Consider the following 14904-nt stretch of genomic DNA (forward strand, 5'->3'; position numbering starts at 1 on the left):
GTCCGTGCTGCCTGGGCAGCAGCCAACGCGGCCTCGGGTCCGCCCGCACCCGGGAGACACCCGGCCAGGTGACGGTTTCCTCCGTCCGGCGCAAGGCGACACGCCGCGAAGAGGCGTCCGTCAGCCGCCCGTGGTCACCCTCCGCTGCGCCGACCAGCCGCCCCAGGTGCCGTCGGGCAGCCGCGCCCGCAGCCGCACCCGGTGCTCCTCGCCCGCGCTGCGGCCGACGTAGAAGCTGTAGCTCGCCCTTCCGCGCGGCGGCGTGCCGCCCCACACCAGCGAGGTGGCCGAGGCGCCGTCGAGCCGGATCTGGTACTCGGTGATCACCCCGTCCATGCGCGGCGGGTCCCAGGTCAGGTCGAGGTAGTACGCGCCACCGGCCCGGTGGGTCGTCATGGTGAAGCCGGTGGGCGCGGTGTTCCGGCCGTCGTCGGTGCCCGGGGTGGTGAGGCGGACCGGCGCGCCGGTGGGGGAGAGGTTGTCGGCGGCGTCGCGGGCCCGCACCGTGAACACATAGCGGGTGCCGGGGCGCAGTCCGGTCACCACGGCCGCGGTCTGGTTCCCGCCGACGCTGTGGATCTTCGTCCCGCCCTGGTACACGTCGTACGACACCACGCCCCGGTCGTCCCGGGAGGCGCCCCAGGACAGCTGGACCGCGCGGCTGGAGACGATGCGCCCGGCGGGTCCCGACGGCCGGGTCGGTGCCGAGCGGTCCGCCGCCGCCCTGGCCGGTGTGCGGGCCCGTGCCGCACGGCTCGGCGGGCCCAGCCGGCCCGCGGTGTCCCGGGCCCGCACGGTGAAGGCATACACGGTGGACGGCCTGAGCCTGGTGACGTCCACCATGTGCTGCGAACCCGGCACTTCGGCCACCTTTGTGGCGCCGCGACATACCTCGTAGGAACGGATGCCGGGCCCGCCTGCCACCGCGTTCCACATGACGTGCACGCTCGTGGCGCTGCCCGCCTGCGCGGTGACCCCGGTCGGAGGACCCGGCGCCCGGCCCTCGTCGTCGGCGGTCCGGGTCCAGCCACAGGCCGCCACCAGCAGCAGGACCCCGCAGACCGGGACGAGCGGCCAGGGAACGCGTCGCACGTCTCTGCCTCCCCGGGGCGGCGCCGGCATCACGTAAAGGTCCGGACCAATATGGCGCGATGGGTGCGGGGTGGCAAGAGGGCCGCAGTGGTGGCCGCCGTGGGCGTTTCGTATGCTGAGCCTCTCTACGGCTGAACTGACCGCGAGGGCAGGGAAGTTCACGCCTGCGGCGCGGGCACGCTGTCGTCGCCGAACCCGTGCCGGCGCGGGTGGCCGGGGGATCAGGACCGGCTCCGGTCGCGATCCCCGGCCCCTGTTGTCGCTGTGCATTAGCCCTTTTGGTGGAGTTGTCCCTCACGGGGTGTCATAAGCGTGCTCCATCCGGCCGATTCGGAGTGGCCTGGACAGCCGGGGCCGTGTACGCGCACCACAGTGTGCTGGATGTCCGCCCGTCCCTGTCGAGAGGGTCCCTGATCGTGCGTGTCCCGTCCTTGACGCTGGCCGTCGCCGGCGCCACCCTGCTCGCCCCGGCCGCGCTGCCCGTTCCGGCGGTCGCCCTGCCACCCGGGGAACGGTCCGTGGCCCGCGGCGGGGGCGCCGTCGCCGCCACCGACCTGCTGGCCCGGCTCGGGGAGTGCCACCAGATCTCCCGGGGCCGGTACCGCACCGACACCGACAGCCCCGCGAGCGTCCCCGTCTGCGGCACCCGGGACGCCGTCTACTGGAAGGCCGACCTGGACATCGACTGCGATGGACAGTCCACCGCCCGCTGCAACAGCCGGACCGACCCGCAGTTCGCCGACGCGACCGCCTACGAGCAGTCCGACGGCCGCCATCTGAACGCCGAGACCCTGCCCTACATCGTCGTGCCGGCCCCCAGCCGTATCTGGAACCCCCGCAAGGACGGCGTACGGGGCGGCGCCATCGCCGCCGTCGTCTACCGGGACCGGGTGCAGTACGCCGTGGTCGGCGACACCGGTCCGCGCGACCTCATCGGCGAGGCCTCCTACGCCACCGCCCGGCGCCTCGGCATCCGGGCCGACCCGCGCGGTGGCGGGGCGCCCTCCGGTGTCACCTACATCATCTTCAAGAACTCGCGCGTGGACCGCATGGAGGACGACACGGCGGCGGCGGCCGCGGGAGCGCGGCTGGCCAGACTGTTCGTCGCGGACAGGTGACCAGCGCGCGCCCCTGGCACGGTCACACCTTGCGGTAGCCGTACGCCTCCTTCGCCGCGGCCTCGACCGCGTCCAGGTCGGCACCGGCGGCGGCGGTGACCACGGCGGCCACCGCGCCCTCGACGAAGGGTGCGTCCACCAGCCGTGAGCCGTCCGGCAGTTCGTCGCCCTCGGCGATCAGCGCCTTCACCGTGAGCACGGCACTGCCGAGATCGGTGAGCAGCGCGACCCCGGCGCCCCGGTCGACCGAGGCCGCCGCCGCGGAGATCAGCTCGGCGCTGGTGCCGAGCCCGCCGCCCTCGGTGCCGCCCGCCGTGGCCACGGGCACCGCCGTGGCCCCGCCCGCCAGCCCCTTCGCCAGCTCGGCGACCGAGGCGGCCACCTCCGCGCTGTGCGAGACCAGCACGATCCCGACCAGCCTCTCGTCACTCACCGTCAGCCCTCCGCCGCTTCTTCCAGCGCGGCGATCAGCAGCGCCGACGAGGTCGCGCCCGGATCCTGGTGGCCGATGCTGCGCTCGCCGAGATAACTCGCCCGGCCCTTGCGGGCCTGCAGCGGCGTGGTGGCCACCGCGCCCTCCTCGGCGGCGGCCCGAGCGGCGGCGAAGCCGGCTCCGAGTGCGTCCACGGCCGGCGCCAGGGCGTCGATCATGGTCTTGTCGCCGGGGGCCGCCCCGCCGAGCGCCATCACCCCGTCCACACCCGCGCGCAGTGCCTCGGCCAGCTGGTCCGTGCTGACCTCGGCGGCATCGCCGAGCGCCTTGCCGGTGCGGCGCAGCAGAGTGCCGTACAGCGGTCCGGACGCACCGCCGACCGTCGAGATGAGCTGCCGCCCGGCGAGGGTCAGTACGCCACCGGGGGTGTCCGGCGCCTCCTTCTCCAGGGCGGTCCGCACGGCCGTGAAGCCGCGCTGCAGATTGCTGCCGTGATCGGCGTCCCCGATGGCCGAGTCGAGGGCGGTGAGCCGCCCCGCCTCACGGTCGACGGACGCGGCGGTCGCCGCCATCCAACGGCGGAAGAAGTCGGCGTCGAGCACTGGATCTCCTTGCGTGGTAGGGATGATGACCGGCGTGCCACGGGTGAGGGTCGCCTCGTCCGCCGTATCACATCCCCCAGCGCAGCGCCGGGGTCTTCACCGGCGCGTCCCACAGCCGTAGCAGCTCCTCGTCGGCCTGACAGAGCGTCACCGAGGCACCCGCCATGTCCAGGGACGTGACGTAGTTGCCGACGAGCGTGCGGGCGACGGCGACGCCGCGCTCGCGCAGCACCCGCTGCACCTCGGCGTTGAAACCGAACAGTTCCAGCAGCGGGGTGGCGCCCATGCCGTTGACCAGCACCAGCACGGGGTTGCGCGGGGGCATGTCCTCCAGGATCGCGTTCACCGCGAAGTCGGCGATCTCCCCGGAGGTCATCATCGGCCGCCGCTCCCGGCCCGGCTCACCGTGGATGCCGATGCCCAACTCCAGTTCACCATCGGGTAGTTCGAAGGTGGGGCTGCCCTTCGCCGGGGTGGTGCAGGCGCTGAGGGCCACGCCGAAACTGCGAGCGTTCTCGTTCACCTGGCGGCCGACGGCCTCGACGCGTTCCAGCGGCTGACCCTCGGCCGCGGCGGCGCCCGCGATCTTCTCCACGAACAGGGTCGCACCGGTGCCGCGCCGGCCGGCGGTGTACAGGCTGTCGGTGACGGCCACGTCGTCGTTGACGAGCACCTTGGCGACCTGGATGCCCTCGTCCTCGGCGAGTTCGGCCGCCATGTCGAAGTTCAGCACGTCACCGGTGTAGTTCTTCACGATGAACAGCACCCCGGCGCCACTGTCCACGGCGGCCGCGGCGCGCGCCATCTGGTCCGGCACCGGCGAGGTGAACACCTCTCCGGGACAGGCCGCGGAGAGCATGCCCGGTCCGACGAACCCGCCGTGCAGGGGCTCGTGCCCCGACCCGCCGCCGGACACCAGTGCGACCTGCCCGGCCACCGGGGCGTCCCGGCGGACGATCACCCGGTTCTCCACGTCCACGGTCAGGTCCGGATACGCGGCCGCCATCCCGCGCAGCGCGTCCGCCACGACGGTCTCCGGCACGTTGATCAGCATCCTCATCTGTATCTCCTCGTTCGCGTAGCGCCGGCGCTCCGGGATCTGCGTCTTAGCAGGTCACCGGCACGGAGGGGCGGTTCTTGATCTTGGCGGTCCGTTGCGGTCGGAGGCGGTTCGCGGCAGGGCTTCTGCCGACTCAGTGCTGACGTCGGTGACGGGACGTCAGGTGCTGACGGCCGCCCGGTGGAGGCGGCCGCCCGTCCCGTCTACTGGAAGTATCGACCTTGCATCAGCGAAGGTCACCTGCGACCGCGCGACTGTACGGTCTGTAGCGTCCGGTGACACCGTGCTCCCCGGATCCGCTGCTGTCCCAGGCGTCTGTCAGGTGCATGGGTAGCCGCACGTCAGCCGCACGTCAGCGTCGGCGTCGCCCAGTCGCCGTGGTCGTTGCCGTTGCCGTCACCGGCATCGCCGACCTTGAGGTCGACCACCTGGACGCCGCTGACGTCGACGTCGATCGGCACCGCGGCCTGCTTACCGCGGATCGTCGGCGTGGTCACCAAGGTCCTGCCGTCGGCGATCACGGAGAAGGTCACCGTTCCCGCACCGGCTGTCTCGTCGTCCACACCGACGTCCGCCGCCAACCGAGAGCACTTTCCGGCGAGGTACAGCTCGACGTCGCTGACCGAGTTGGTGCCCAGGCCCTTGGCGTGACCGACACCGGCGATACGGATGGGACGGCCGTCCCCGGCCGCCTGCTCGCCGACGCTGGTGTCGCGCTCCACCGGCCCCCACCCGTTGGTGGACGACAGGAACGGCAGGTCGCTCACCGCGCTCCTCCCGGCCGGCGGGGCCGGCGGGATCCCGCCGACGATGCGCTCGTCACCGCCGGCAGCCTGCCGCCCGTTCTGCAGGTAGTGCACGGTGGTGGTGAGTGCCGAGGCGGAGGGCAGCATCCCGGCCGGCGGCTGGACCTTCCAGGTGAAGGTGGCCGATGCGCCGGGTTGCAGGCGCTTGACCGACGTGGGGCTCGTGGCCGTCACGTTCCAGCCGTCGGGCGCGGAGAGCGAGGCCGTCAGCCGGGAGGCGGACGGTTGGTCCTTCGGCACCCGCACCGTCGCCTCGGCGGTGAAGGCCTGTGCCGACTGAGCGGTGTCGGGCACGTCCAGGGTGACATCCGTTCCCGGACGCTTCGGCATCGCGTACTTCCTGTGGTCGTAGCGGGGGCTGTCGTTCTGCGCGACGCGCAGGGACGAGGCGTAGCTGCCGTAGTCGGTGAGCGCGACCTTGCCCAGCCCGCCGGTGCTGCCGTCCAGGTTCCACACGGCGATGGCGATGCTGTTGTGGCCGTTCGGATTCAGGATGCCGTCGGGGACCGGGAAGGTGTGCTGCGGGCCGAGGTAGTTGACGTAGTTGCCGACCTGCCAGCCGTTCACGAAGATCGTGGCACGGTACTTGCGTGACGGGTCGTCGGTGAACGTCAGCCCGAGCGAGGTGTCCTGGCCGTGCGGCAGGTCCAGGTTGACGTCCGTGCGGTACCAGGAGACCCCGGGACGGGTGTCGGTCGTCGGCAGGGACACCCGGCTCCAGCCGCCGTCCGGGTAGCCCGGCAGGGACCAGCCGGCCCGCTCGCCGTACAGACCGCCCGTCGAGAGCGGACCGCGCACCGGGTCCTGGAGGTCCTCGCCGCCCCGTACGCCCTGCAGCCGCCAGGTGACGGCCGTCAGCGGTGCCCCGACGAGGGAGGCGCTGGTCAGGCCACGCGCGGTCTTGTTGCCGTTGGTCGAGTTGTAGTCCTCCTCGTGCCCCATGTTCACGGTGAGCACGGAGATGACGTTGTCACCCTTCGCCTTCACCGAACCGGCCGGGAAGGTGAAGTCGGCGCTGCCCGTGGTGGAACTGCCCAGGAAGGTGCCGCCCAGCCAGGCGGAGAACGCCTGCGCGTTCCCGCCGGAGTCCGAGACCAGGTGGATGCCGGTCTCCTTGCCGGTGGCCCGGAAGCGGCCGCGGTACCACGTGGTGCCGGTGTGGAACCCGTAGTCGTCCGCGTAGAGCACCGGCAGCGAGTCGACGCCGGAGATGCTGTTGGTGGACGTCCTGTCCGCCACCTGCCAGCTGGAGTCGTCGAAACCGGGGGCCGCTTCGGGTGACTCCTCGGCGTGCTTCCAGCCGGTCAGCGTCGGCAGGTGGACCGGGGCAGCCACCGGGATCGTCCCGGTGAGGCTTCCTGCGTCGGCGGTCCGGGTGTCCAATGCCCTGCCGTTCCAGGTGACGTGGTCGGCGGAGGTGAACACCTCGATGTTCTTGTCATCGGCGTTGTCGCCGGTCAGAGCCACAGTGTGGCCGCCGTCCGAGCTGGTCGCCGTGCGCAGCAGGTGGGTGCCGCGCACGAGCACCGGGCCGGTCGCCGTGTCCTGGCGCCAGAAGGTCCCGGCCGTCGCCCTGTCGCCGACGAGCAGCTGCAGCGGGCGCTTCCCGCCACCGCTGATGTCGATGCGGATCAAGCCCTTGTGCGTGTAGTTCAGGCGCAGGTCACCGGTGGCCGCGTCCCACGTGGTCGTGGCCGGCCCGCCGCTGGTGGTCACGGTCGGCTCGGAGGCGTAGCGCAGCACGGTCTCGCCGTCGCTGCCCGGGTCGCCGTAGAGCACGGCGACGTCCCGGTTGCCGATGTCCGCGTGGGTCATGATCTCCGACGTCGAGTACTGCAGCTGCGCGTCCCCGAGCCGGTAGTTCGCCACGATCACGTGCGAGTCGCGTCCGTCGAGGGTGATCGCGGTCCCCGGCTGCTGCGGCACGACCGGGTAGGTCGGCGTCGCGGTGGCGGCCGTCGGCACGTCGATGGCGTCGACGGACACGTAGTTGTCGGACGACCCCGAGCTGTGCTTCCCGGCTACGACGATCTTCAAGGTGTGCGCGCCGGCCGTCAGCCCGGTCTTCTGGAAGATCACCGCCTGGTTCTCGCCGCCCGAGTCGTCGACCGTCGCCACCTTGGTGCCGTCCAGATAGACGTCGGCGTAGCCGTGGTTGTCGGTCTTCGAGCCGATCCAGCGGATCGCGGTGCCGTCGAAGGGCACGGTGACCGAGTCACCGGCCTTGTTCGAGAACGACTCGGTGTGCTTGTAGTCGCCGCTCGTGTAGCTCTGGTCGGCCACGTGGGACCACGAACCGGCGTACTGCAGCGCGGAATCGGGGTCGTCCCAGGTGTAGGTGGTGTCCGCGGACGGCTGGGCGTTGAAGTCCAGCGAGATGTGGGTCCTGTCGACCGCCGTGGACGTGGAGTTGCCGTGCCGCAGGACGTGGAACTGCGTTTTCGTGTCGGGGTTCATCCGGGCGGTGTCGACCACCGCGGAGTCGTCCGGCGGTGTGGCCCTGATCGCCTCGGTCTTGGTCAGCGGGGCGACCGACTGCGTGAAGTACCCGATGAGCTTGTCCTCGTAGTACTTCGGATCCAGCTGGCGGTTCTCGCGGATCGCGGCCCCGTAGTCGTAGGACGTGTAGTTCTCCGGCATGCCCAGCCAGCCCCAGTTGGTGCCGCCGTAGGTCATGTAGAAGCTCTGCGCGGTGGCGCCGACGGCTATGTTCTGTTTGTAGAACACGTCGACGAACCGGTCGTTGATCAGCTGGGCGCACTTGTCGTAGCCCGGCCCGCCCCAGGGGTCGAAGGCGCCGCCCTGGAACTCCGGTGTGTACAGCGGCCTGCCGTCCGGGTGGTCGTAGCCGATGTCGGGTACGCCGTTCCACTTGGACGGGTTCGAGCAGTTGAAGCCCTGCGGATAGGAGTCCGGTCCGTCGATGTCCAGGGCGCCGGTACCGGAGTTGAAGGTGCCGTTGTTGTTGCCGGTCAGCGGTATCGTGATGCCGTCGGCGCGGGCCTTGTCCTCCAGGTGCTTCATGTAGGAGCGGCCGGCGGCCGAGCCGTTGTAGTACTCGTTCTCGACCTGGTAGGCGATGACCGACCCGGTGCCGTTGGTCAGTTGGTGGCGGGCGATGACCTGGTCGATCCGGGTCAGCCATTCGTCCGCGTACTTCAGGAACTGCGGATCGTCACTGCGGTTGTGCCCGGCCTTGGTGGTCGACCAGCCGGGCAGGCCGCCGCTGTCGACCTCCGCGTTGATGTACGGCGCCGGGCGCGCGATCACGTAGAGCCCGGCTTCCTGCGCCATGTCGAGCAGTCTGTCGACGTCACGCGCCCCGCTGAAGTCGTACACACCCGGCTTCGGCGAGTGGTATCCCCAGTCGAAGTACAACGACGTGGCGTTGAATCCGGCGGCCTTCATCTTCTGGAAGATGTCGCGCCACAGATCCGGACTCGGGAGCCGGAAGTAGTGGAACTCGCCGGACCACAGGTAGGTGCGCCTCCCGTCGACGAGGAACGAGTAGCCGTCGAAACTCACCGTGTGCGCCCCCGGACTGGCGGCGGACACGGCGGCGGGTGCCTGTGCGCCGCCGTCCTGCGCCGCGGCGGGCGCGGTCATGCCGGCGGCCAGGGCGATGGTCGCGGCCGTCGCGAGGACCGCCCTCCACCGTCCACGGCGACCGGGTCTCGCAGTTTCTGAACCGATCCGATTACTCCGCACTGCGGCCTCCATACCGCCTGAGCAATCAACATCCAACAGACTCAGGCAAAGTCGAACAGTAAGGGGGCGCAAGGTGCAACACAATGGGGCGGGAGGACACGGTCGAGACGGGGAGAGCGCGGTGTGCGTCGTGACGACAGGGCTGCCGTTGGACGGTCCATGAGCGACCTCCGTCACACAGCTATTGATCTAGGGTCCGTCTTCAAAGGGATCTTGCCCAGAGCAGGGATGAGGCCAGGCAGACCGCTGCTTCATAGCTGGTGGCGGTCTTACGTCCCGGACAGTGGCCGGCAGATCGAGACGCAAGACAAGTTAGTCAGTCGTATCGCGGGTCAGGCCACCGCCGAGACGGCACCGCCATCCTCACAGTCGTACCGGGTAGCAATGCCACGGAAGCCTTTGAGCAGGTTGAAGCACCGCTCGACGGTATTGCGGCGCCGATAAATCTCTTGGTCGAAGCCCGGCGGGCGACCGCCGACACTGCCACGGCGCCGACGGTGGCCTTTCTGATCGGAGCGCTCGGGGATGGTGTGGGCGATCCCGCGCCGGCGCAGGTAGGCGCGGAAGTCGCGGGAGCTGTAGGCCCTGTCCGCGATCAGGTGATCGGGGCGGCAGCGTGGGCGGCCATGTCCGATTCGAGGTACGCGGATGCGTTCCAGCAAAGGACGAGCGCACGGGCTGTCGTTGCGCTGACCGGGGCTGAGCAGCACGGCCAGGGGGCGACCACGGCCGTCGCAGGCCAGATGGATCCTGGTGGTCAGTCCTCCGCGGGACCGACCGAGGGCGTGGTCGTCCTGTTCTTCCTGCCGTGGGTGAGCGGCAGTTCGGCCCGTGGCAGCGGCGTGCTGGTGAGCGCGGACAATGGTGGAATCGATCTGTACCAGCCAGTCGATGTTCCCGGCCTTGTCCGCCCGGGCCTGGAGTTGTTGTAGGACGCGGGCGAACACGCCTCGCAGGGGAAGCGTGTGTAGACCGTCTTCCACGGACCGAAGCGTTCGGGCAGATCCCGCCAGGTAATCCCGGTACGGATCTTGAACGCCATGCCGTTGAGGATCTGCCGGTCGTCTACTCGGGGGCGGCCGGTTCCGGCCCGGGGTATCAGCGGAGTGAGTAATTCCCACTCCTGGTCGGTGAGTTCATGCCGATGCACGGCCCATGATCCAATGGGGGCGACCCAGGCAACCCGCGAACGCTAGGTCTGGGCGCGCGGAGGGGGAGATCGCCATGGATGTTATTGCGGGGGCTGTGGGCTCGCAGATTCTCAGTGCAGGGGTGGCCGCCGTGCTTACCGGGATCGGCACCCTGGTCCGCTGGTTCGTGGTCCAGCGGCTGCCCGCACGTCGCACGTGGCGCTATCTGAACGCAAGCGAGCTCTCCATCGTTCTGGACACCTCCTACATCGACACCGGACGCTACCAGCGACCCGTAGCTGGTCTGGGACAGGTCCGGGCGCTGTCCGTGCTCGTTCCCTCTCTCACCCACGCGTACCGGGACCTCGACTTGGAGAAGGTCCGCCTGTCGGCACACTTGCCGGGCAGCCAGATGGAGCGCGACCTGCTCATCTTGGGCGGACCGAAGAACAACGAGGCAGCCCGCCAAATCCTGGAGGCCATGACGGAGGCGTTGCCGTTCCGGCTGGGCGGAGGAGCGATCACCTGGGAGGGGACGGCCTACACAGGAGACGCCGCAGACGGGGAAGTTGTACGTGATTGCGGCTATATCGTCCGAGCTGCGAACCCTCTCAACCCGAGCAAGCGCGTCGTGCTCATCGGCGGCTGGTCAACCTATGGCACCGTGGCCGCAGCCCGCTGGCTGGCCGAGAACGGCGCCAGCCGTTCCCTTACCGCCGATGTCGCCGTGCTTGTGGAAGCCTCGGTTCTTCGAGATGGCCACGTGTCCACACCTCGCGTCCTGCGCCAGGCGAGCCTCAGCAGGTGAACCACACCACTGTTTGAAGACGGGCCCTAGAGCCGACTCCAGCTTCTAACGTCGAGCTGTTGGCCAACGGGCGATCGGAACAGGGGAGAAGAATGAGCGTTTGGTTTGTCACCGGTGCATCACGTGGGCTCGGCGCGGAGATCACCCGTGAGGCGCTGGACCGGGGGCATGGCGTGATCGCCACGGCGAGGGACGTGTCGGCGGTGCTTCAGGCGTACCCGCAAAAGCCGGACGGATTGCTGGCGGTGAGCGCGGACGTGACCGAACCGGGGCAGTTGACTGCTGCGGTGGAGGCCGGGCTGAAGCAGTTCGGCCGGATCGACATCGTGGTCGTTCGCCACCGCGCCGGCCGTGGGCCTGTACGGCGCGAGGCACTGGCCAAGAACGACGGCCGTCAGCCCGGGGATCCGGTGAAGGCAGCCAAAGCCATCGTCGACGTCACCGAGGTCGCAAAGCCCCCGCTGCGCCTGCAGTTGGGCGCGGACGCGGTCGAGCGCCTCGAGGCGAAGCTGGATCTGGTGCGACGTGAACTCGATGAATGGCGGCACGTCGCGCTCTCCACCGCTGTCTGACTCCGAAAAGCTGGATGCGCCGTTCCCAAGGGCCGGGGCCGGAGGTCACGCAGTCGGTTCACCTGGGCCCCGGCCGGTGGGCGGCGAGGTGTTTGCGTGCCTCGTTGTAGGCGTCCGCGTCGATCTCGCCGGAGGCGAAGCGTCGGTCGAGGATCTCCTCCGGTGTCTCCCTGTGCGTCCACCCATGATCCGGGCCGTCACCGCGACCGGCCGGGTGTCGTGTCAGGCGGACCACGGCCCAGACCGCCAGCCCGATCAGTACGATCCACAGCAGCGGCATGAACGCCATCCAGACCCAGCCGCCGTCCCAGTACATCACCGCAGCTCACCTCCCCAGGAGGCATCCCCACACTTCATTCTCCGTCCGGGCCGGTCGCCGTGCCAGGGCCTGGCCCCGGTCGGCGCCGGTCAGCCGTGGTCGGCGGAGGTCGAGGGGGCGGACTGCGGTGCGGAGGTGAGCGGGAGGCCCGAGCGCGTGGGATACCGCTCGTCGTAGCGGCGCAGCTTCCACAGCGCCACGGCGCCGATCCAGGTCACCAGGAAGGTGACCACGATGACGATGCCGATCGTGTTGAGGTCGACGGCCGCCAGCCACGACCAGGGCGCGCGGTCGGCCGCGCCGAGCCGCTCCGCCAGCAAGGAGACCAGCTCGACCGTGCCGACGACGAACGCCACGAAGACCGACAGGCCGGTCATGGTGAGGTTGTAGTAGATCTTGCGCACCGGGTTCGAGAACGACCACTCGTACGCCTTCGCCATGAAGACGCCGTCGGTGGTGTCCATCAGGCTCATGCCGGCGGCGAAGATCAGCGGCAGCGCGATGATGGCAAGGGGTGGCAGCGTGCCGTCCGCGGCCGAGCCCGCCGCGAGGCCGAGCGCGCCGACCTGGGTGGCGGTGTCGAAACCCAGGCCGAAGAGGAGGCCCACGAAGTAGAGCTGCCAGCCGTGCTCGATGAACTTGTTGTAGCGGCCCTTGAAGACCCGGTTCATCAGGCCGCGGTCGGACAGCAGCTGCTCCAGTTCCGCGGGCCGGTGACGGCCCTGCTTCGCCTCCCGCCAGGTGCGGAAGATGCCGCGCAGCACGGCCAGGTTCATGGCGGCGATGGCGTAGAGGAACACACCGGAGACCAGCGTGCCGATCACCCCGCCGATCTCGGCGAAGCCGGCCTGGAAGCGGTTCGCCGCCTGCGCTGCGAAGGCGATGCCCAGGGACAGGCCGAACACGACCGACGAGTGGCCGAGCGAGAACGCCAGCCCCAGTCCGAGCGGACGCTTGCCCTTCTGCAGCAGGTAGCGAGTGGTGTCGTCGATCGCCGAGATGTGGTCGGCGTCGAACGCGTGGCGCATGCCGAGGGTGTACGCGAGTCCGGCCGCCCCGGCGTACAGGAGCGTGCCCCGGCTGTCGGCGAGGTCGTGGTACCGGGCGTTGTAGTAGACGAAGAGGCCGAAGCCCGCCATGTGCAGTGCGGCCACGAAGCCGTACATCGCCACCAGGCGGCGTATCTCGCCCCGGTCGAACCGTCGGTTCGGCCGGACGGATGTGGCGGTGGTGCTCATGGGCAGCTCTCTCGGGACGATGTCGATGGCCATGCCTTACTGCGCTGATGGTTCAGATGCGAATCATATGCAGCAAGGAGGGTGCTTTCACGATGCCGGCGCGATCGGCAGTTCCAGGAGAACCTCCCAGCCGCCGTCGGCGGTGGGTCCGAACGTGACGGTGCCGCCCAGGAGGGCGGCGCGCTGCCGCAGGGCAACCAGGCCGTAGTGCGCACTGGGCAGGGGCAGGGCGGGCCGGGTCGGCGCGGTGTTGCCGACCGTGACAGCAACGGCGTCGCCCTTGCGGCAGGCGCGTACGGTGGCGGTGGCGCCGGGTGCATGTTTGCGCACGTTGGTCAGCGCTTCCTGGACGGTGCGGTAGACGGCGCGCTGCAGAGCCGGCGGAAGGTCGGCGGGCAGATCCGTCGTCAGGTCGGTGTCGATACCGCTGGCGTCGATCAGTCGCCGCAGGTCGGCCAGGGAGGGCTGCGGAGTCAGTTCCGTGGGGCGGGTGTGGGAGCCACGCAGGACGTTGACCATGTGCCGCAGTTCGTCGAGCGTCTGCACGCTCAGCCGCCGGATCGTGGCTGCGGCTTCCCTCGCTCCGGTGTCCCGCGTGCCGACCTGGAGCGCACCCGCCCGCACCGCGATCAGGCTCACCTGGTGGGCGACCACGTCATGCATCTCGCGTGCCAGCTGCGCGCGCTCCTCGGCCAGGAGGGCCTGCGCGCTCAGCCGCCGTTCATGGTCGCGGGCCCGTGAGATCTCGGCCAGCCGCAGCGACAGATCACACCGAGCCTGAACCAGCTGGCCGAGGAAGACGGGCGCCGCAGCCGTCGCCGCGGTGTATCCCAGAGTGATCAACGACGAGGCGGTCCACAGATCCAGATGCGGCGGCGGCGACCAGGAGGTCATGTCGCAGAGCGTGTAGGCCATGGCGCACGCAGCCAGCAGCACCCGGCTCCGGGTGCGCGTCGCCAGGGTGTACAGCGCCGCCAGGGCGGCGAAGGTCGCGTCCGACAGCAGGACGGCGGGCAAGGTGAGCAGGAAGGTCGTCAGCGGCCGGCGCCGGCGCAGCAGAAGCAGGCAGGCGGCGGCGAGGGCCAGGCCCATGCGCACCGGCTCGTCCACGCCGACATGCACCCAGACGTCCAGCAGTGCGGCACCGACGAAGCCGGCATCACGCAGTGCGCCGGCCAGACGGCGGGGCATCATCCCGGCTCCAGGTCTCGGGACGGTCTGAGGAGTCCGGCGCGTTCGGCGACCAGGGCCGCCTGGACGCGGCTGCCGACCTCCAGCTTGGTGAGGATGGCGCTCACGTGGTCCTTCACGGTGCCGGTGCCCAGGTGCATCCGGGCGGCGATGTCCGCATTGGACAGCCCCTCCGCGATCAGCACGAGCACGGCGCGTTCGCGCTCGGTCAGCCGGTCCAGGCTGCGGGTGGCGGTTCCCTGGCCGCCGGCCTCCAGATATCCGTCCACGACGGTCCGCGTGACCTTGGACGACAGGACGGTTCCGCCACCGGCCAGGGCGCGCACGAGGAACGGCAACTGCTCCGGGTCGGTGTCCTTCAGCAGGAAGCCCGCCGCCCCGCAGCGCAGGGCCGTGGCCACGTACTCGTCCATGTCGAACGTCGTGAGCATGGCCACCACCGGAGGCTGCGGCAGCCGGCGCAGATCGGCCAGGACGGACAGTCCGTCCACGTCCGGCATGCGGATGTCCAGCAGTACGACGTCCGGGCGCGTCTCCCGCGCCGCCCGTACCGCCTCCCCGCCGGGGACCGCCGCCACGACCTGGAGATCGTCCGCGGCATCCAGGATGCACCGGAACCCCGTACGGATCAGGGCCTCGTCGTCGACCACCAGTACCCGGATCACGCACGCTCCCACTCGCCGTCGGATCACCGTCCGTCGTACCACGCCGAGCAGCGCCGCGCTCCCCGAGACGGACGACCGGCCAGGTGGCGGGGCCGGGACCGGCCGGTCGGCGGGGATGCTCCGGCCTGCTGCCGGATGGTTACGGCAACCGGGTTCGCCAAC

At 70.2% G+C, this 14904-nt stretch carries 13 protein-coding genes and 1 pseudogene; 3 read left to right on the forward strand and 11 right to left on the reverse strand.

The features are described 5' to 3' along the window. Positions 1–120 precede the first annotated feature (120 nt). Entirely contained in the window at positions 121–1092 is a 972-nt protein-coding gene (locus ACZ41I_RS06645; protein WP_468317961.1) for a fibronectin type III domain-containing protein, read from the reverse strand. Positions 1093–1508: 416 nt separating this feature from the next. Here ACZ41I_RS06645 and ACZ41I_RS06650 point away from each other — a divergent pair, with 416 nt between their 5' ends. Then, positions 1509–2210: a glycoside hydrolase family 75 protein gene (locus ACZ41I_RS06650; RefSeq protein ID WP_468513339.1), complete on the forward strand. Its 702-nt coding sequence runs from the start codon at positions 1509–1511 to the stop codon at positions 2208–2210. A 22-nt stretch (positions 2211–2232) separates the two neighbouring features. Here the strand turns inward: ACZ41I_RS06650 and ACZ41I_RS06655 are convergent, their stop codons facing one another. The 6 genes and pseudogenes from ACZ41I_RS06655 to ACZ41I_RS06680 form a co-directional block, all read right to left on the reverse strand. Next, positions 2233–2643: a PTS-dependent dihydroxyacetone kinase phosphotransferase subunit DhaM gene (locus ACZ41I_RS06655; RefSeq protein ID WP_363217954.1), complete on the reverse strand. Its 411-nt coding sequence runs from the start codon at positions 2641–2643 to the stop codon at positions 2233–2235. A 2-nt stretch (positions 2644–2645) separates the two neighbouring features. Continuing rightward, complete coding sequence (gene dhaL / locus ACZ41I_RS06660) at positions 2646–3245, reverse strand: dihydroxyacetone kinase subunit DhaL (protein WP_363217955.1); 600 nt, start codon at positions 3243–3245, stop codon at positions 2646–2648. Positions 3246–3312: 67 nt separating this feature from the next. Beyond that, positions 3313–4305 (reverse strand): dihydroxyacetone kinase subunit DhaK, encoded by a 993-nt coding sequence (gene dhaK / locus ACZ41I_RS06665; RefSeq protein ID WP_468317965.1) that lies wholly within the window; start codon positions 4303–4305, stop codon positions 3313–3315. A gap of 341 nt (positions 4306–4646) precedes the next feature. Further along, positions 4647–8819, reverse strand: coding sequence for a beta-galactosidase (locus ACZ41I_RS06670; protein WP_468513340.1), 4173 nt, complete (start codon positions 8817–8819; stop codon positions 4647–4649). A 332-nt stretch (positions 8820–9151) separates the two neighbouring features. Continuing rightward, positions 9152–9766 (reverse strand): IS5 family transposase, encoded by a 615-nt coding sequence (locus ACZ41I_RS06675; protein WP_468513341.1) that lies wholly within the window; start codon positions 9764–9766, stop codon positions 9152–9154. A 71-nt stretch (positions 9767–9837) separates the two neighbouring features. After that, positions 9838–9969, reverse strand: a pseudogene (locus tag ACZ41I_RS06680) (transposase); the annotation flags it as partial. A 74-nt stretch (positions 9970–10043) separates the two neighbouring features. On the opposite strand from ACZ41I_RS06680, the gene ACZ41I_RS06685 reads away from it, so the two are divergent. Together ACZ41I_RS06685 and ACZ41I_RS06690 are read left to right on the forward strand one after the other, a co-directional pair. Next, on the forward strand, positions 10044–10757 hold the full coding sequence (locus ACZ41I_RS06685; RefSeq protein WP_399776019.1) for a hypothetical protein: 714 nt from the start codon (positions 10044–10046) through the stop codon (positions 10755–10757). Positions 10758–10849: 92 nt separating this feature from the next. Then, the gene (locus ACZ41I_RS06690) at positions 10850–11329 is read left to right on the forward strand and encodes an SDR family NAD(P)-dependent oxidoreductase (protein WP_468513342.1); all 480 of its coding nucleotides are present in this window, start codon (positions 10850–10852) and stop codon (positions 11327–11329) included. Positions 11330–11387: 58 nt separating this feature from the next. Here ACZ41I_RS06690 and ACZ41I_RS06695 read toward each other — a convergent pair whose 3' ends face one another. The 4 genes from ACZ41I_RS06695 to ACZ41I_RS06710 all read right to left on the reverse strand — a co-directional run bounded on the left by ACZ41I_RS06695 (position 11388) and on the right by ACZ41I_RS06710 (position 14742). Next, a complete protein-coding gene (locus ACZ41I_RS06695) occupies positions 11388–11648 on the reverse strand; it encodes an SHOCT domain-containing protein (protein WP_468513343.1) in 261 nt (86 codons plus the stop codon). 89 nt (positions 11649–11737) lie between these two features. Then, positions 11738–12886 carry a HoxN/HupN/NixA family nickel/cobalt transporter gene (locus tag ACZ41I_RS06700; RefSeq protein WP_468513344.1) on the reverse strand — a complete coding sequence of 383 codons (1149 nt, stop codon included), beginning with the start codon at positions 12884–12886 and terminating at the stop codon, positions 11738–11740. 87 nt (positions 12887–12973) lie between these two features. Continuing rightward, complete coding sequence (locus ACZ41I_RS06705; RefSeq protein WP_399762659.1) at positions 12974–14080, reverse strand: sensor histidine kinase; 1107 nt, start codon at positions 14078–14080, stop codon at positions 12974–12976. Next, positions 14077–14742 carry a response regulator gene (locus ACZ41I_RS06710; RefSeq protein WP_468513345.1) on the reverse strand — a complete coding sequence of 222 codons (666 nt, stop codon included), beginning with the start codon at positions 14740–14742 and terminating at the stop codon, positions 14077–14079. The genes ACZ41I_RS06705 and ACZ41I_RS06710 overlap by 4 nt, the downstream gene beginning before the upstream one ends. Positions 14743–14904 lie beyond the last annotated feature (162 nt).

Source organism: Streptomyces sp. NPDC030799, assembly GCF_055572255.1.

Bases quoted from the DNA above. Each gene is read 5' to 3' on its own strand.
- dhaK (WP_468317965.1), bottom strand. From the start codon at position 4,305: ATGAGGATGCTGATCAACGTGCCGGAGACCGTCGTGGCGGACGCGCTG.
- ACZ41I_RS06685 (WP_399776019.1), top strand. From the start codon at position 10,044: ATGGATGTTATTGCGGGGGCTGTGGGCTCGCAGATTCTCAGTGCAGGG.
- ACZ41I_RS06690 (WP_468513342.1), top strand. From the start codon at position 10,850: ATGAGCGTTTGGTTTGTCACCGGTGCATCACGTGGGCTCGGCGCGGAG.
- ACZ41I_RS06700 (WP_468513344.1), bottom strand. From the start codon at position 12,886: ATGAGCACCACCGCCACATCCGTCCGGCCGAACCGACGGTTCGACCGG.
- ACZ41I_RS06705 (WP_399762659.1), bottom strand. From the start codon at position 14,080: ATGATGCCCCGCCGTCTGGCCGGCGCACTGCGTGATGCCGGCTTCGTC.